Origin of the sequence: Exiguobacterium acetylicum, from assembly GCF_022170825.1 — a bacterium.
In the GTDB taxonomy this organism is placed as follows: domain Bacteria; phylum Bacillota; class Bacilli; order Exiguobacteriales; family Exiguobacteriaceae; genus Exiguobacterium_A; species Exiguobacterium_A acetylicum_B.
In genome coordinates this window covers 1,498,249-1,514,188 of record NZ_CP081878.1, presented here as the reverse complement: position 1 = coordinate 1,514,188, position 15,940 = coordinate 1,498,249, and the positions used below count along the sequence as shown (strand labels likewise).

The 15,940-nt window shown below is 48.9% G+C and carries 18 protein-coding genes; 7 read left to right on the top strand and 11 right to left on the bottom strand.

All coding sequences use genetic code 11. From position 1 onward, the window contains the following. Nucleotides 1-16: 16 nt before the first annotated feature. Complete coding sequence (locus tag K6T22_RS07855; protein WP_238239846.1) at nt 17-760, top strand: arylamine N-acetyltransferase family protein; 744 nt, start codon at nt 17-19, stop codon at nt 758-760. Between the two features lie 5 nt (nt 761-765). Beyond that, nucleotides 766-1,236 (top strand): NUDIX hydrolase, encoded by a 471-nt coding sequence (locus tag K6T22_RS07850; protein ID WP_238239845.1) that lies wholly within the window; start codon nt 766-768, stop codon nt 1,234-1,236. A 44-nt stretch (nt 1,237-1,280) separates the two neighbouring features. On the opposite strand, the gene K6T22_RS07845 is transcribed toward K6T22_RS07850, so the two are convergent. The 4 genes from K6T22_RS07845 to K6T22_RS07830 all read right to left on the bottom strand — a co-directional run bounded on the left by K6T22_RS07845 (nt 1,281) and on the right by K6T22_RS07830 (nt 4,451). After that, nucleotides 1,281-1,982 (bottom strand): DUF554 domain-containing protein, encoded by a 702-nt coding sequence (locus K6T22_RS07845; RefSeq protein WP_238239844.1) that lies wholly within the window; start codon nt 1,980-1,982, stop codon nt 1,281-1,283. A 16-nt stretch (nt 1,983-1,998) separates the two neighbouring features. After that, complete coding sequence (locus K6T22_RS07840; RefSeq protein ID WP_238239843.1) at nt 1,999-2,931, bottom strand: DMT family transporter; 933 nt, start codon at nt 2,929-2,931, stop codon at nt 1,999-2,001. Beyond that, the gene (locus tag K6T22_RS07835; RefSeq protein ID WP_238239842.1) at nt 2,931-3,599 is read right to left on the bottom strand and encodes a GntR family transcriptional regulator; all 669 of its coding nucleotides are present in this window, start codon (nt 3,597-3,599) and stop codon (nt 2,931-2,933) included. Before K6T22_RS07835 ends, K6T22_RS07840 begins: the two co-directional genes overlap by 1 nt. A gap of 81 nt (nt 3,600-3,680) precedes the next feature. Continuing rightward, entirely contained in the window at nt 3,681-4,451 is a 771-nt protein-coding gene (locus K6T22_RS07830; RefSeq protein WP_238239841.1) for a CPBP family intramembrane glutamic endopeptidase, read from the bottom strand. Between the two features lie 158 nt (nt 4,452-4,609). Here K6T22_RS07830 and K6T22_RS07825 point away from each other — a divergent pair, with 158 nt between their 5' ends. Together K6T22_RS07825 and K6T22_RS07820 are read left to right on the top strand one after the other, a co-directional pair. Next, nucleotides 4,610-4,933 carry a PadR family transcriptional regulator gene (locus tag K6T22_RS07825; protein ID WP_238239839.1) on the top strand — a complete coding sequence of 108 codons (324 nt, stop codon included), beginning with the start codon at nt 4,610-4,612 and terminating at the stop codon, nt 4,931-4,933. A gap of 1 nt (nt 4,934) precedes the next feature. After that, nucleotides 4,935-5,693 (top strand): hypothetical protein, encoded by a 759-nt coding sequence (locus K6T22_RS07820; protein ID WP_238239837.1) that lies wholly within the window; start codon nt 4,935-4,937, stop codon nt 5,691-5,693. 59 nt (nt 5,694-5,752) lie between these two features. On the opposite strand, the gene K6T22_RS07815 is transcribed toward K6T22_RS07820, so the two are convergent. Both K6T22_RS07815 and K6T22_RS07810 read right to left on the bottom strand, forming a co-directional pair. Then, nucleotides 5,753-6,325: a GNAT family N-acetyltransferase gene (locus K6T22_RS07815; RefSeq protein ID WP_238239836.1), complete on the bottom strand. Its 573-nt coding sequence runs from the start codon at nt 6,323-6,325 to the stop codon at nt 5,753-5,755. A gap of 15 nt (nt 6,326-6,340) precedes the next feature. Continuing rightward, a complete protein-coding gene (locus K6T22_RS07810) occupies nt 6,341-7,576 on the bottom strand; it encodes an MDR family MFS transporter (RefSeq protein WP_238239834.1) in 1,236 nt (411 codons plus the stop codon). Between the two features lie 102 nt (nt 7,577-7,678). Between K6T22_RS07810 and K6T22_RS07805 the strand changes: the two genes are divergently transcribed. Both K6T22_RS07805 and K6T22_RS07800 read left to right on the top strand, forming a co-directional pair. Beyond that, the gene (locus K6T22_RS07805; RefSeq protein WP_238239832.1) at nt 7,679-9,310 is read left to right on the top strand and encodes an ABC transporter substrate-binding protein; all 1,632 of its coding nucleotides are present in this window, start codon (nt 7,679-7,681) and stop codon (nt 9,308-9,310) included. 139 nt (nt 9,311-9,449) lie between these two features. Next, entirely contained in the window at nt 9,450-10,589 is a 1,140-nt protein-coding gene (locus K6T22_RS07800) for a globin domain-containing protein (RefSeq protein ID WP_238239830.1), read from the top strand. Nucleotides 10,590-10,638: 49 nt separating this feature from the next. Here the strand turns inward: K6T22_RS07800 and K6T22_RS07795 are convergent, their stop codons facing one another. Both K6T22_RS07795 and K6T22_RS07790 read right to left on the bottom strand, forming a co-directional pair. Further along, a complete protein-coding gene (locus K6T22_RS07795; RefSeq protein ID WP_238239829.1) occupies nt 10,639-11,379 on the bottom strand; it encodes a sugar nucleotide-binding protein in 741 nt (246 codons plus the stop codon). Between the two features lie 396 nt (nt 11,380-11,775). After that, on the bottom strand, nt 11,776-12,975 hold the full coding sequence (locus tag K6T22_RS07790) for an MFS transporter (protein ID WP_238239827.1): 1,200 nt from the start codon (nt 12,973-12,975) through the stop codon (nt 11,776-11,778). A gap of 174 nt (nt 12,976-13,149) precedes the next feature. On the opposite strand from K6T22_RS07790, the gene K6T22_RS07785 reads away from it, so the two are divergent. Next, on the top strand, nt 13,150-13,467 hold the full coding sequence (locus K6T22_RS07785; RefSeq protein WP_023468204.1) for a hypothetical protein: 318 nt from the start codon (nt 13,150-13,152) through the stop codon (nt 13,465-13,467). Between the two features lie 47 nt (nt 13,468-13,514). Here the strand turns inward: K6T22_RS07785 and K6T22_RS07780 are convergent, their stop codons facing one another. The 3 genes from K6T22_RS07780 to K6T22_RS07770 form a co-directional block, all read right to left on the bottom strand. Continuing rightward, entirely contained in the window at nt 13,515-14,450 is a 936-nt protein-coding gene (locus tag K6T22_RS07780) for a cation diffusion facilitator family transporter (protein WP_238239826.1), read from the bottom strand. A 75-nt stretch (nt 14,451-14,525) separates the two neighbouring features. Further along, entirely contained in the window at nt 14,526-15,146 is a 621-nt protein-coding gene (locus K6T22_RS07775) for a class I SAM-dependent methyltransferase (RefSeq protein WP_238239825.1), read from the bottom strand. Nucleotides 15,147-15,262: 116 nt separating this feature from the next. Then, the gene (locus K6T22_RS07770; RefSeq protein ID WP_235515947.1) at nt 15,263-15,859 is read right to left on the bottom strand and encodes a methyl-accepting chemotaxis protein; all 597 of its coding nucleotides are present in this window, start codon (nt 15,857-15,859) and stop codon (nt 15,263-15,265) included. Nucleotides 15,860-15,940 lie beyond the last annotated feature (81 nt).

The following is a 15,940-nucleotide window of genomic DNA, read 5'->3' as shown; positions in this document are numbered from 1 at the left end:
AAAGGAGGAACTAGAGATGCCTTGGATGAAAGACTTAGCACAGCGGATTGCGTATCCGCTTGAGACGATTACATTTGATCAGTTACCGAGCTTACTGGAAGCCTTCGCCTACCATTTACCGTTCGAGAATACGACCGTGCTTGAAAAACGCATGCGTCCGTTTACCGATGCGCGTTTCATCGAAACATTCTTAACGGAGCGACGCGGCGGTGTCTGTTATGACTTGAATGGACTGCTACATCGTGTCCTTCTAGAACTGAACTGTCCTGTCCGACTCGTGCAAGCGACCGTCTATGATCAGAAATCAGAAGCCTGGTCAGCGACGGGTCCGACACACGTTGCAATCATTTGGAATGAGACACATCTGCTTGATACCGGCTTCGGTGTCAATTTACCGCTCGTTCCGGTTCCATTGAATGGGGAGACGGTTCATTCCGCAAGCGGTAGTTACCGAATTAGCAAAGGTGATGTTCTTGAAATGCTACGGACGGGACAAGCAGACTTTGCGACCGGTTACCGGTTCGATCGAGAGACAGCCATTACGACGGACGACTTATCAAAGATGGAACAGATCATCCAGCAGAGCGACGCTTCCCCGTTCAACAAGGGTCGTCTCGTCGCGATGCGGACGCCAAGCGGACAAAAGACGTTGACCGAACGGACGTTACGAATCGAAGACACGACGACGACCGAGTTACCGGTCGCAGGACCCGCTCAATTCGAGATGCTGTATAACACACACTTTTTAGGACAGGAGTAATGAACATGGATCGTTATACACTTTGTTTAATCCGTCACGCGGACAGTTTTTTACTCGTCAATCGACAAAAGCGACCGGCGATGGGCATGTGGAACGGAGTCGGCGGTAAGATCGAACCGGGCGAGACACCGGAAGCTGCTGTCATCCGTGAGACGTTCGAAGAGACCGGCATCACGTTAGATTCAGTGACACCAAAAGGAATCGTCCGCTTACACGGGGAAGAGACGTCTGGGATGTATCTCTATCTCGCTGAACTAGAAAATCGTCCGTTTGCGACACCGGTTATGACGGTCGAAGGCATCCTCGATTGGAAATCGCTCGACTGGATTGTCAGTGATGATAACATGGGAATCATCAGCAATCTCCGGCATTACTTACCGGTCGCTCTATCAACGGATCAACCGCTATTGCACGACTTCCATTACGATGGACATATGATCACTGCATACGAGACACACGAACTGATAGAGACATAACACAACATCCCCGCTCGTCCTCTCGGACAGGCGGGGATGTCTCGTTAGAATAGATGTAAGCCCGTCACGATGACCGCAACGATGACGATTCCTGGTAACAAGTTTGCAACACGAATCTTCGTAATGCCAGCGAGATTGAGACCGATTGCTGCAATCATTACCCCACCCGTCGCTGTCATCTCGAGGATGAATTCCTGCAGTGCGGCGTCCGGAATGAATTTCGTGATCGCAACGGCACTCAGTGCAATCGCTCCTTGATAGAGAAAGACGGGAATCGCTGAGAACATGACACCGATCCCAAGCGTTGAACTGAGGACGAGTGCCGTAAAGCCGTCAATCAATCCTTTCGTATAAAGGACGTCGTGATCTTGACGTAGTCCACCGTCGAGGGCTCCTAACACTCCCATTGCGCCGATGACGAAGATCAACGTCGCTGTCACGAACCCTTCCGCGATGTTCGACGGACGCCCGCGACTGATCTTACGTTCGAGCCACGCCCCCATCCGGTCGAGTTTCTCATCGAGCCGGAACCACTCCCCAATCGCACCACCAAGGACGAGACTACCGATTACAATCAAAAAGTTCGTACTTTTCATCCCCATTTGCATCCCGAGCACGACGACAGCAAGTCCAATTGCTTGCAAGACAGTCTCCTTCATGCGTTCCGGAATTCGGTGGAACATCAATCCTAGCAATGTCCCGATGATGATCAGGACGGTATTGACGAGGGTACCTGTTAAAACCATCTGACAGCCTACTTTCTCAATTGATTTTTCGTTTGGCGGAACGAACGACGGTTCGCTCTGCCTGATTCAAGCTATGCAGCGTCATTCCGAGCATGACGAGGATGATACCGAGTGTCGCGAGTCCTGTCGGCAGTGCCGCATGGAGGAATAGAATCTCCCCAAGAACGGTAAAGACGATTTCAAACGACTGGGTCGCCTCAATCGCTGCTAACCGAACCGGATCCGTCCGGACGAGCGATGTCGCATAGAAGAAGAGCGACGTTGCGATAACCCCGGAGAATAAGGCGACGAAGCCAGACTGAGTGACTTGACTGACACTCGGCAAGCCGACCTGTATGTAAGCAATCACGGAGAGAACGATCCAAAACGGTAGACTGGAGAGCGTCATTCCGAGAATCCGTTCAAACACGTCGAGCACGTCCCCGTAGCGTTCCATCATCTTCCGGTTCCCGAGCGGATAAGCGATCGCCGCGACGAGGACCGGTAAGGCACCGAACAGGAGTGACTGCAGTGAGAGGCTTCCCGCGACCGATAGTTGCATAACGACGACACCAAGGACGATCAAAACGGAATATTTCAGTGCCGACCACGGAATCCGTTGGTTAAATAGCGGTGCGAGCAGCGGCCCCGCTAAAATCGTCAACTGCCACGTCCCAGCGATCAACCAGCCTGGTGCATGATCGGCAGCAAGACAGATGCTACCGTAGAACAGCCCAAAGCCGATTGTTCCGTACAATAACCAAAAGCCGAAATCGGCTCGAAGTGCCCAGAAGACACGCCCAATCCCCCTGCGCATCATAACGATGACGATAAAGAACGGCAACATCAGGAAGAAGCGAAGCGATGCACTGTAAATCCAGTGACCACCTGCCCCTTGCATCGATTGATTGAGAATGAACGTAACAGCGAAGAACATCGCTGCGAGTATGCCGTAGAGAATCGGTCGCATCAGCTCTCCTCCTTTAGTGTCGAGACAAGTAAACGTCCGAGTCCGTTCCAGTTGTGTTCTGTCACCTGAACGAGCTGTTCGATGTCACGTTGTTCACAGGCAATCAGAATCGCCGCATGATCATTAATTGATTGACGCCCGAGTCGATCAAACTGAGCGTATTCGAGCCGGCGGATCAACGGTGTCAACCGACGGATCGTCTCTCGTAATTGATCGTTCTGACTGCGTTTTACGAAGACATCGTGAAAGGCATCGTCAAGCGCAAGCGCCGTTTCCGTATCCTGCTGGTCAATTGCCGTCGTGAATTGTTGATGGATTGACTTTAGACTCGATAGATCGTCTTTCGTCAGCATTGGTCCTGCAAGTCGTGCCGCTAGCCCATGCAGTGTCGCGATGATCGGATAGGTTTGCTGTGCTTGTTCAGCATCGAGTTCTGTCACGATTGTCCGTGAGCCCCGTTTGGCAAAAATCAATCCCTCCTCCTCAAGTCGTTTCAAGGCTTCGCGGACTGGTGTCCGGCTGACGCCGAACGCTTCCGCGAGTGCTTGATCGTTCACCTTCTCGCCTGGGGCAAGACGTAAGGTGATGATATGATGTTGCAGGCGCCGATACACTTCCTCACTTAAAGGAAGTCGTGCAATGGATAAGTCATCAATTGTAGGTTTCATATAAGTAATATATTACATATTAATCATTGTTACTAGCTTTATCGAAATAAAAACTCTCCATCTGAGGATGGAGAGTACTAATTATATGTTACGTGGATTCATCGGTCCCTTCAAATGACGGAGGTCATGTCGTTTCAATAAGATCAGTTGAATGATGATCGCGATGAGGAGATAGACTTGCGCCAAAAGAGCAGTGATACCTAAGTTGACGTTCACGAGATCCGCAGCAATGCTCGCGAAATCCCATAAGGCATGAAAAATGATCAAGGGCCATAGATTATTCAGTTTCAGTGCGAGAATGGCAAAGAAAACACCAAAGACAAACGTGTTCGCGAGTTGAAATAACATCGCTGTTGGTGGAATCAAGGCAATTAAATTGAGCAGATGGAAAGATGAGAACAGGAACGAACTGATGAAGACAGCACGATAAGGATGTTCATTCGGTCGGAGGTACCGTAAAATGATGCCCCGAAACAATACTTCTTCATTGAAGCCGACGAATAAGGTCGTCAAGAATACGATGCCGATGAGTTGAAGCGCCGATGATGAGATCGAGGTAGTAAACAACGCGTTGACAATCAGCCCGACTTGAAAGAGAACGATCAACAATAATGGAATGTACCAGACGAGACCCCTTGTTTGCAGTCTCGAAAACCCAACGGAAGCAAATGTGGCATGACGACGAATGTACCAGACGAGGAAGATAGCTGTTAAGACTTCACCGAAAATGGCGATACGTAACAACTCAGGCTCACCATAACGAATGCCGAAACCAAACGCAGAAACAGCCATGACGATACCCATGATGACGAAGGTGACGATGGCTGACACAATGGTGTTTCGCTTATCCACGATCAGGACCTCCTTTTTATACACACGCGACGTTTCTTCTGTATCATTGATTTACCTTTTTTTCGAGGAAATGAATCTTTTTTCACCACTACCTTGCAATACAAAATAGCTTAGCGTATCATTACCTTGTAATACCAAGTAGTGAAAGGAAGATGCGGATGTCATCGACGCAAATGTTAAAAGGAATTCTCGACGGCTGCTTACTCGCACTGATTGCGGAAGAAGAGATTTATGGCTATGAACTGGCGACGAAACTCAAAGCGTACGGTTTCGCTGACATCAGTGAGGGAACAATCTACCCTTTATTGATCCGGATGCAAAAACTGGACTGGATCGAAGCAACCTCACGCGTCTCACCGTCCGGTCCAAAACGAAAGTACTATTCAATCACGACAATCGGTATTGAAGAACTCACCGCCTTCAAGCAAAGATGGCACCACCTTTCGACGAGTGTCGAAAGCATTTTAAAGGAGGACGAATGAGATGACCCTATCGACAGAATCAACACGATTTTTGGAAGACTTAAAGGTATACCTGCTTGCTTCGGGTAAAAATGAACAGGCAACGAATGAGATCGTCACCGAACTCGAAGATCACCTGATCGAAGCGGAAGCAGACGGGAAATCGGTTCGTGCGATCACCGGTGAGAGTCCTGCCGACTACATCCAGTCGATTTCTAAAGAGATGGCGTTCGATCCAAAAGAAGCGTTTTGGCTCGTCTTGCAAGTTTTTCTCGGCGCATCAAGTTTTCTCTATCTCCAAAACCTCTTGAATGGGACAACGACGTTCAGCATCTTGCTCGTCGGTGGTTTTTTACTAATTAGCGCCGTTTACCTGACGACCCTAGCGTTTCTCTTCCGTCAAGATGCTTTACGTGATGGCGCGCGCCCTCGCATCATGCGTTACGGCATTCATGGTAGTATTCATTTTCTGATGATCATCGGACTACTAGTCGTCAATGGACTTATCGATTCGCCAAAGATCACGTTATCTCCAAGCGTCGGTTGGTTACTTGGTGCCCTATTGATTATCTGGATACTCGTCACGGCATGGAAGACGAAGACATGGATTTTACCGATTGCGTTGCTCGTCTATTTTGCTCCCCAGATCATCCTCCGTTCTGTATTTGATTGGTCGGAATTGACATCTGGACTCGTCGGATATACTGTTGCTTCCATTACGATCACAGTCGCTTTTATTCGTGAATCTAAACAAGATCAGTCAAAATCCCCGAGTCACTAAAGAATCTGCTTTCGTTCTAATAGTAAAAAACGACCTCAGCGATGAGGTCGTTTTGTGTATTACGTATTCTTTATCCCATACTCTGTCTCATACCGCTCACGCGTCCAGTTGTAAACGCGACTGATCACGGTTCGTCCGTCAATCCGTTCTAAGACGAATGGTCGGTCAAGAACATGCGTAAATCCTAATTTTTCGACGACACGGCGTGATTGATCGTTGAAATCAAAGTGTCCGCACCAGACGATATCGATTGGTAACTCACGGAAGATGAAATCAAGCATCGCTTCGACGATCTCCGGCATCCGTCCATCTCCCCAGTAGTCAGGAGCGAGGACATAACCAATCTCGACTTGACGATCATGCGTGATCGACGCATCCGGGCGGCGATTAAAGTGAAAACCAAAGCTCCCGATCACTTCACCGGTTGTCTTATCCGTCACAGCATACTCGCCGGGAGATTCTTGAAAAATCCCGATGACTTCCTGGCTCTCGTCAAGCGAGGCGTGCGGTGCCCAACCTGCTTTCGGTCCGACATTCGGATCCTTTGCGTACGCATACAGTGCTTCTGCATCATTTTCTTGCCAACGGCGCAACAAGTGCCGCGGTGTTTCTAATGTCTCTGGTAAATTCATCTCGATTCCCCCTTATTAAGATACGTTTCGCTGTCGCGCGACGGATTCCTTCACGAACAGACTTGTGTAGACTAATCCGAATCCTGTCAACAGGATCAGTCCGAGATAAACACTCATCATCGACGGGATCAAGAATGTCCCGACTAGAATCGTCGACCGGGAAAGCAAGTCGGCTCCGGCAAACGACGTTCCTGCAAACGCTGAGTACGCCCCGCGTTGATTGGCCGGCATCATGTTCGCTTTTTGTGTATTCAAGACCGGTGAGTAGAGCAACTCCCCGATCGTTGCGATGAAGATGAAAACCATCAGTGCCGTCATACTGTTGGCACTCGTCACGACAACGTATCCAATCGAATACAGCATGAGACCTGCAGCAAGCGTCCGCCGCGGAGACAAGCGCTTCGCTAGTCGCTGGACGATGAACGTCAACGTGACGACGAGTAATGTATTTTCAATGTTGATGATACTCATCATCCGGACTCCGTTGATTGACCAACCGGCAAATGCGAGCGGTTCGAACGAATCGGCGAGTCGAACGGCGACGTAACTGCCCATCGAAAACTCAGCCGCTAAGATACACATTGAACCAAAGACGACCTTGACGAACGGACGGTCCCGCCAAGCGAGTTGATAACTGTTAAAGATATCCGTGAGTACACCTCGTAGTTTTTGGCGCTGCCATGTCTGCGGCGTGTCGTCGAGAAACAGGTAGTAAGCAATCGGTAAGACGGACGACGTGAAGCTCAATATCCCGAATAAGAGTAACTGGTTGCTGACGTAGAGCCAGCCACCAAGCGCCGTACCGATAGCAATCGAGAGATTGATCAGCCAATAGTCGAGTGCATAGACCGCTTGTCGGTTCTCCTTCGTCGTCGCATCGATGATGATCGCGCTCATCGCCGGGCGACCAAGGTTACTCGTCACCGAGAAGACAGCATAGATGACCATGAACAGCAACATCCAGTCGAATGATAACGAGATCGTCATCGTGATGAACGTCAATGCCGTCAACATCGATGTCGTGACGAGCAGCCGTTTGCGCGAAAAACGGTCAGCGAGATATCCGCCGAGTAGATTGGTGATGAAGCTGACGAAGACCATCGCGATCAAAAACGCACCAGCGATGACCTCGTTGAATGCCTGGACGAACAAGAGGGCCATGAACGGCATGATCGAGAACGAGACAGCCCGGTTGAAAAACGATGTGATGAGACGTACTTTAATCGGTTTGGGTATTTCTTTCCATTTCATATTGTCACCTTCCATTCTCTACCTGTATCATAAACAAGACAATACATAATAAAAATGGACGTCATTCAAAAATGATGTCCCCTTTTAAGGAGGATGAATGAGATGGATGCTTATCTTTTTATGTTATGGAAGACTTGCCGAAATGGACACTATTCAATTGCGACACTCGCGGACGCCATCCATTTAAGTCCTAAACAAACAAAAAGATATCTCAATAAATGGCAGGATGAAGGCTGGATTGACTATACGAGTGGTCGTGGCCGAGGCAACTTAAGTGGACTCGTCTGGTTGCGCCACGTCGAACGGGAGTATGCGAAACAGATGTTAGAGCGAATCGACCGTGATTCAATCGAGTCGGTAACAGAAGAACTGACGTGGGACTGGTCACCGGCGCAAGCAGGACGGTTCATGCGCCAACTCGAGCGAAAGTTTGGCTATACGCAAACGACGTCGGATGCGTTATTGATTCCGCGAAAACGAAACTTCCTGACGACACACCCGTTAGAAGCAGCAGACATTCATAGCGCTCACCTCGTCCAAAATGTCTTCAACCGCCTGTTTACGATCGATGGCGACGGCAACATCCAGGGCGAACTGGCACATCATTATGTCTGGAATGGTTCGACGCTCAGTCTCTTCTTACGTAAGGACGTCCGCTTTCATGACGGCTCACTTTTGACGAGCAAGGAAGTGACGAAGAGTCTACGTGCTTTAATTAACTATCCCGCTTATGCCTATTCCTATCGGCACGTCAAACTCATCGTTTCAAACGGTCCGTACCGGGTCGATCTCACACTTGATCAGCGCAGGAGTTCAATCTTGCCGCAGCTTGCCTCGATACATACGAGCATCATCAAGGACGGTATCGGAACAGGACCGTTCCAACTGACGCAACATGACGATAAGAAGACCGTTCTAACAGCGTTCCCGAATTACTTTGGGATTCGCGCTCTGCTCGACCGAATTGAGTTCATCCAGATGCCGGAGCAATACGATCCGGTCTACCGGACATCGGCATCCGATTCGAGTCCGATTGATACAATCGCAACGCAATCTGGCTTTGGTCTCGTCTTGCTTCATCCGCGCGCAGGTGGTCCGTTCGAGTCCACGGAAGCACGACATTATATCCACCGGCTCATCGCGGAAGTCCGTGATGGCATTCATGACTTCCATGAACGGGCACAACCGAACGACTGTGGTTTTCTTGAGTCCTACAGTCAACCGTATGCCGTCCCGGAAGGTCCTGCTGTTTTATTCACGCAACCGATTCGGATCAAGTTGACCGATTTTACGGACAAGGTGACACGCTGGCTCTGTGAACGATTTGATCAGGATGGGATTCCGTACGAGTTCGTCGAGGTCGGATTTAAAGAGAGTATTACGGAGTTTCATGCGTACGACACGATCGATCTCGCTGTCCATGCTGAAGTGTTCGAGCGAAACTTACAATACGCGTTCTATCAGTTCATGACGAATACGTTTTCACCGCCAATCCGACTGTTTCAGCAGATGCCAAAGATGCTGACGTGGATTGAACAATACGATGCGACACCGTTCGAAGACTGGCTCCCGATTCATCAAGCAATCGAACGCTACTTGATTGACGAATCATATTTCATTCCGTTCTATCACGATACGCGACTGATTCCATATCCGATCGAACTGCAAAACATCACGATTGATTCATTCGGTTATTTTGACTTCGCCAAGCTCTGGATATCGAATCAATCGTGACGAATCATTGACAGAATTTTGACCTGCTTGTGACAAAACGCACGATGATTATTAATCTAGTATTTCAAATGTTGTATTCTAATGGTGAGTACGAAATACTAAGACTGTCTTCATTACTAAGCGAAAAGGAAGTGGTCTTATGTTATCAACCTCTACCATTCAAATCGTCCAATCGACGGTACCGGTCCTTGCGGCTCACGGCGCAGCAATCACAAAAGTCTTCTATCAGCGACTATTCCTGGCTCACCCTGAATTGAAGCACGTCTTCAATCAATCGAATCAACGAAGCGACCGACAATCGCAAGCACTTGCGACGGCTGTTTATGCCGCTGCTGCTCACATCGATCGACTCGAGACGTTAAAACCAGTCTTGTTACCGGTTCTGCATAAACACCGGAGTCTTCAAATCAAGCCGGAGATGTATCCACTCGTCGGTCAAGAATTACTCGGAGCGATGCAAGACGTCTTAGGGGAAGCAGCGACGCCGGAGATTTTGCAAGCGTGGGGTGAAGCGTACGGTGAGATTGCCGATCTGTTCATCGCACTCGAAGCTGAACTATACGCGCTGGACGAACAGGCGAAAGGCTTTTCCGGTTATCAGTCTGTCGAAATCTCTGATATCGAGGAACAAGCAGACGGAATTCGCTCGCTGACTTTCAAAACGAATGGTCCGCTCCCTGATTATCGAGCAGGACAATACATCACGGTACGGATTCAAGATCAAGACGGCTTATGGCACAATCGTCAATACAGTCTGACGACGGCATCGAACACGACGACCTATACGATTGGCGTCAAACGAGAAGGGATCGTCTCCGACTACTTACATTCAGCTCGAATCGGTGACTCGGTGTTGATTAGTGCGCCAGCAGGTGCCTTCACGCTTGATGCATCAGGCGAACCTGTCGTTCTGATTGCTGGCGGGATCGGGATTACACCAATGCTTGCAATGGCAGAGGAAGCATTAGCTGCCGGGCGACGCGTGACGTTACATCACGCCGTCCAAGATGAACACAATCGTCCGTTTAACGAACAACTCGTCTCGCTCGAGCAACGTGGCGCACGCGTCATTCGTTACGCGGAACACCAGCCGACAGATCAAGCGGGTCGCTTACCGAAAGACGTCATTGCAAGCATCACGGATCAGACATACGTCTGTGGTCCGGAAGCAATGATTCAATATGTGATTGAGCACTTTACGGCGTCACCAGATAAACTTCATTACGAAATCTTTGGACCAGCGCTTGCTTTTGCAGCTGAAACACCGGTAAAACAGTAAAAAACATCCCGCTCTCTTTGACGCGCGTCAAGAAGAGCGGGATGTTTGATTAGAGTGGCAATCGTTCTGACAATGGACGGACCAAGACGACGTCCGTCGCCATCCGGTTATCGCGGCGCGGTTCATCGACTGGATCAATCGTCCAGTTTTTTGCGTGAAGTGTATTTAAGGCACGTGCTAAATCATACATCGAATAACGTTCGTTACCGTTCAACTGATAGAGCCCCGCTTCGCGTTCAAGTAAAATCGTAACGAGTGCTTCCGCCGTATCTTCGAGCAACGAGCTCGATGGATACCAGTTTCGACTTGCTTGAATGACGCCATGTTGCTTCATCTCATTTGTAAAGAAGTCGACCATGTTGTTCGAACCTGCCTCTGTCCCGATTTGCCAACCGATTCGGACGATTTTCGCTTGTGGATCAATCGCTTGGATCGCTTGCTCGCAAGCAATCTTATAGGCACCATACTCGTCGGTCGCATCAGGCACCGCATCCTTTTCAATCGGTGCTGATACGTCATCGGAGAAAACAGACACCGTACTCGTGAAGAAGAATGGGATCTTATACTCTTGGCACAAGCGGACAAGCGCTTCCGTCCAACTGACGGACCCCATCCCGATATGTAAGAAATAATCCGGTCGTTCTGTCTCTAAAAATGTCCGCATCGCAGATTCATCAGTCGTTGAGACTTTCGTCCGGTCCCACGCGACCGTCTTTATGTCGTGTTTTGCTAAAACGTCCGCAACGACGGGTGCTACCGTCCCGTTCATGCCTGTAATAATTGCCTTCATGTTGAGTCATCTCCCTTATTTCTGAATAAAAGTAATGAAATCGTTTACTCTTTCAGTTTACACATGAACCGTTCAATTAACGAATTTCAAGTCATTCTTTTTACGTCTATTTAACGTGGTGCTCGTCTACAAAAGTATCAAATAAAAAAAGCGTCCGCTGTCCGATCTAAAATCGGTAGGCAGACGCGTTCTATTCGTTCCTCCTTACTCCGAAACGCCTTCCGTTTCCATTCGGCGCCACAGTACATTCAAGAAGACCGTCATCCCACTGATCGGAATCAAAAACAATAACGCCGTGATCCATAAACTCTCCATCGACTCCACTCCTCATCGTTCATTTCTATCTTTAGTTTACAAAAGTGCGAAACCGCTTACCTCCACCTCAAGGCGGATATTTCATCCGACCTTGTCCTGTCGTACCTCGGTGAAGGAAACAGTACGATGAATGAGTAACCAGATAGTTGTCATTACAAGACCACTTAAAGCAAACAATAGAAAAACGAACGAGATGCTAAAGAGCGACGTCAAGTACGATGACAGACCGTAACAGATCGCGGAACAGGCCGTCGATGCTGCGACCATCGCCGTCCGAACCCGTCCGAGCAAATGCGCAGGCGTCGAGCGTTGTAACAAGGTCGAGAACGGAATCCCGAATAATGTCAGTGCCATACCAAGTAAGACGAACCCGCCAATCGCAAGAGGAACGGACGAGACATAAGCAACGATCGCAATCGCGAGCCCTTGCAATATCACAGCGACGCGAAACAGCTTATCCTGTCTGATCGAGACGACCCACTTCCCGTAAAGGAGCGACATTGTAATTCCTCCGATCACCGTCGCTAGTTCAAGTGCAGAAAACGTCTGCGCATTCCCCGATAAGACGTCCTTGGCGTATGGTGCAAGTAAGGTGTTCATCGGAGTAATCATCCAGTTCGCGAGGATCGCACAACCGAGGATCCATTTCAGGCGTCCGTCATGAACAACATGACGAATTCCTTCGAGTAACGCTTCGCGGTACGAACCGTGACGCGCCCCTTCTGCCACCTGTCCCGTCATGTGACGAACGAGTAACCATGCGACGAGATGCAGTCCAAGATCGAGCCATAAGATACTCGCAATCGAAAAATGAGCAACCATCATTCCACCAAGTAAGAATCCACTTAACGTTCCGATTCGTTCAATCGTTGCGAGATAAGCATTCGCTTGCGGCAATTGGTCATCTTCGACTAAATCAACGACCCACGTGAAGACGGCATTTCCACCAACGATTTGCAGGATCGTCTGAACGACGAGCAACCCGAGTAACCACGGTAAGACGACGTCTGTCAGTCCAATTCCTGCTAACGCAATACCAAGCGCCAGCAACCGGATGAGTAACGACGTTTGATACAACGATGCACTGACGAAACGATCAATCCACGGTCCGACGAACGTCGAGACGAGAAAACGAATGAGAAATACACCAGTCGCGAGCAACGCGACACCGGAAGCGCTGATCTCTTCTGCACTCAGCCAGTAAATCGCGATATAGACAAAACTCGTTCCGACGGTCGATAACAAATCGGAGACATACATAAAACGAAACGCACGTGACATGACTCTCTTTTCCTTTCTTAAAACGACTTGTTGTTCATCTTACAATTTTTCTCAATTGTTGCCCATACTTTTTTCGTCATCACATCGTCATCGTCTGTTAAGGCATTCTTACCCATCTGTAACAGAGCCGACATGTTCATTCGCTATACTGAAAACCAAGGGAGGTGAAGATCCATGAAAACGCAAACGCGTTATGACTATGAAACCGAACAGGAACAGGTCGACGTTCCCTCCGAGGCACGTCTAGGCTACTACTTTCTATTGATCGTCCTGCCGCTTGGTCTCGCGCATCTTGTCCAGTCGCTTGCTCCTTCGCCGGATCAACACCACTCGTCCGTATTGACGGGTTTGACGTTCTTATCCATCGTCTTTTTCATGTACTTAGGTAACCGAGCTGCTGGAAATGCCAAAACGACCTTTTTCGGATACTCGATGTTCTTGAGTATCAGTCTGTTCGCGACGCTGTTTCTACCAACGGTGCCGATCATTTAAGCATAAGCAAACGAGCGCACGTCCGACTTGGACATGCGCTCGTTTTTTTAATGCGTATGCGATTCGTGTTTCCCGTCACAATATAACGTATCGTCATGCGCGTGTTGATCCGTCTCGACCTGAATCGTCGCATGAGTGATACCGACGTGTTTTAAATCGTGATCGATCTGTTCGCGAATCGACTCTGACTCCCGGACGGTCATGTCTTCCTTGACGACGACGTGACACGATAACGCGTTATAACCACTCGTGATCGACCAGATGTGCAGATCATGTAGTCCGAGGACCGCTTCGTTCGTCTGAATCGTCGCGACGACTTCATCGATATCGACGTCGCTCGGCGTCCCTTCCATCAAGACGTGAACCGACGCCTTCGTCACGTAATATCCGCTCCGTAGGACGAGGATCGCGACGATGACACTCGCGAGTGGATCCGCCCATCCCCAACCGAAGAACATGATGAGAAGAGCCGCAGCAATCGCACCGACCGATCCGAGCATGTCGCTTAAGACGTGCAGATATGCACCGCGCATGTTGAGGTTATGTTCATGTCCTCCGCCTCGTGTCATGATCCAGGCGACCAGTATGTTGACGAGCAAGCCAAGGACACTGATGATCAGCATCCCGGTCGTTGCGACAGCTGGTGGATCGATAAAACGCTGAATCGCTTCGATGAAAATATAGAGGGCAATGACGATCAACGTCACGCCATTTATGATTGCGGCTAAGATTTCAAAGCGTTTTGAACCGAACGTCTTATTCGCATCCGGCGCTTGACTTGAGAACTGAAATGCTAGTAAGGCGATGGCGAGTGAAATCGAGTCACTTAGCATGTGCCCAGCGTCTGATAACAACGCCAAACTGTTCGTCCAAATTCCGCCAATTACTTCGACGACCATAAAGACCGTAATGATCAGGAACGACAGGCCGAGTATCTTTTTATTATCCGTATGATGATGGTGGTGATGATGATCATGCGCCATGACGTTGCCTCCTTTACCAGTTCATTCAAACGTCTATTTGAATTATAACGTGCCTCCGTTCTTTGGTCAACGGGGTCATCTTTTATATCCCACAAGCGCTACCGTATGAAACGATCGAATGATTGGACCTCTTATTAATACGATCTCTTTGAAACCGGCTTGTTCAGCAAGTGGAATGAACTCCTGTTCGATTCGTTTTTGAAGATCTAACCACTCAATCCCTGCTTTTCCATCACAGTATGTTAAAACGAATCGCCCGCCTGGTCGTAAAGCGCGATACAGTTCTTGTAATGTCTGATCGACGGATTCCCAAAAATATACCGTATGAATGCTAAAGATCCCGTCGACCGTCTCATGGAGTAATTTTAAATGATTAATATCGGCTTGTTGAATCGTCGCTCGGTTTGCTTGAATCGCTTGCCGATTACGAAAAGTTGCTGACCGGACCATCGTCTTTGACAGATCGAGACCTGTAACGTGCTTCGTATCTGTTTGCGAAAGCAAATAGGCAATGCCATGTCCCGCACCTGTACCGAGTTCTAGAAAAGTTTCTCCTGCCTGAACGTTAAGTATGTCGATCGTCCATTTCATTTCTTCATGATGTTGCCGGACCATGATCTCACCAATTGACGCTCCAATGATTCCTCGTGGTTTCGCATATTGTTGATCGATGAATCTATTCCAAAATCGCTTCATTTTTATCCTCCTGACTATCTACTCCCATGACTCCATTATCATTTCCTAGATAATTCAACACTATCAAAAAAGCAATGTGATTCCCTCACATTGCTGAAATATCGCAGGTAATTGTTTTAAATGAACGACCGGAAATCCTCTGTTTGCTGCTCGAGTTGTCGTGCGACCTCTTCGATTGCGGTAAAGCGTTGCATCGTTTCTTTTACCGTCGCAAGACTCGACGCGACTTCGAGATGGGACGCTTCAATCTTTTTCATCATCGCCATGATTTGACGATTCATCGTTTCCGTATTCGTGCGCACTTCGACAACTGCACTGCCGACTAGGTCCGATAAGTTTTTGACTTCACTTGCAACGACCGTAAAGCCTTTACCGTGTTCTCCAGCCCGTGCCGCTTCGATTGCTGCGTTAAGTGACAACAGGTTCGTCCGGGCCGCAATCTCCTTGATCGTATCAGCAATCTTCGTGATCTCGATTGCTTGGGCATATAACGTTTCGAACGTCTGTTGGTTTTCTGCCGTTTCACTCGAAATCGTGTTCATCGTCTCTTGAAGTTGGTTGCCCTCTTTCGATCCTTGAATCGACTGCAGATTCAGCCCTTCAGCAAGCGTCTGGAAGCTTTTCGCATATCCTTGCACGCGGTCGATCCGGTCCGTGATGTTACTGGCGATCTTGACGACACCGACGACCTCTTCTCCTTCAAAAATCGGCATGTAGGTTGCTTCAAGCCATAAGATGTCGCCCCGGGCATCGACTCGTTTGATTTTATCCGCTGTACTGAAGCCCGAAAACAG

Coding starts and splice junctions, on each gene's coding strand:
- K6T22_RS07815 (WP_238239836.1), bottom strand. CDS start 6,325: ATGAATTTACCAGAGACATTAGAAACACCGCGGCACTTGTTGCGCCGT.
- K6T22_RS07835 (WP_238239842.1), bottom strand. CDS start 3,599: ATGAAACCTACAATTGATGACTTATCCATTGCACGACTTCCTTTAAGT.
- K6T22_RS07795 (WP_238239829.1), bottom strand. CDS start 11,379: ATGAAGGCAATTATTACAGGCATGAACGGGACGGTAGCACCCGTCGTT.
- K6T22_RS07785 (WP_023468204.1), top strand. CDS start 13,150: ATGAAAACGCAAACGCGTTATGACTATGAAACCGAACAGGAACAGGTC.
- K6T22_RS07800 (WP_238239830.1), top strand. CDS start 9,450: ATGTTATCAACCTCTACCATTCAAATCGTCCAATCGACGGTACCGGTC.
- K6T22_RS07770 (WP_235515947.1), bottom strand. CDS start 15,859: ATGCCGATTTTTGAAGGAGAAGAGGTCGTCGGTGTCGTCAAGATCGCC.
- K6T22_RS07810 (WP_238239834.1), bottom strand. CDS start 7,576: ATGAAATGGAAAGAAATACCCAAACCGATTAAAGTACGTCTCATCACA.
- K6T22_RS07855 (WP_238239846.1), top strand. CDS start 17: ATGCCTTGGATGAAAGACTTAGCACAGCGGATTGCGTATCCGCTTGAG.
- K6T22_RS07780 (WP_238239826.1), bottom strand. CDS start 14,450: ATGGCGCATGATCATCATCACCACCATCATCATACGGATAATAAAAAG.
- K6T22_RS07820 (WP_238239837.1), top strand. CDS start 4,935: ATGACCCTATCGACAGAATCAACACGATTTTTGGAAGACTTAAAGGTA.
- K6T22_RS07805 (WP_238239832.1), top strand. CDS start 7,679: ATGGATGCTTATCTTTTTATGTTATGGAAGACTTGCCGAAATGGACAC.
- K6T22_RS07775 (WP_238239825.1), bottom strand. CDS start 15,146: ATGAAGCGATTTTGGAATAGATTCATCGATCAACAATATGCGAAACCA.
- K6T22_RS07850 (WP_238239845.1), top strand. CDS start 766: ATGGATCGTTATACACTTTGTTTAATCCGTCACGCGGACAGTTTTTTA.
- K6T22_RS07840 (WP_238239843.1), bottom strand. CDS start 2,931: ATGCGACCGATTCTCTACGGCATACTCGCAGCGATGTTCTTCGCTGTT.
- K6T22_RS07790 (WP_238239827.1), bottom strand. CDS start 12,975: ATGTCACGTGCGTTTCGTTTTATGTATGTCTCCGATTTGTTATCGACC.
- K6T22_RS07825 (WP_238239839.1), top strand. CDS start 4,610: ATGTCATCGACGCAAATGTTAAAAGGAATTCTCGACGGCTGCTTACTC.
- K6T22_RS07845 (WP_238239844.1), bottom strand. CDS start 1,982: ATGGTTTTAACAGGTACCCTCGTCAATACCGTCCTGATCATCATCGGG.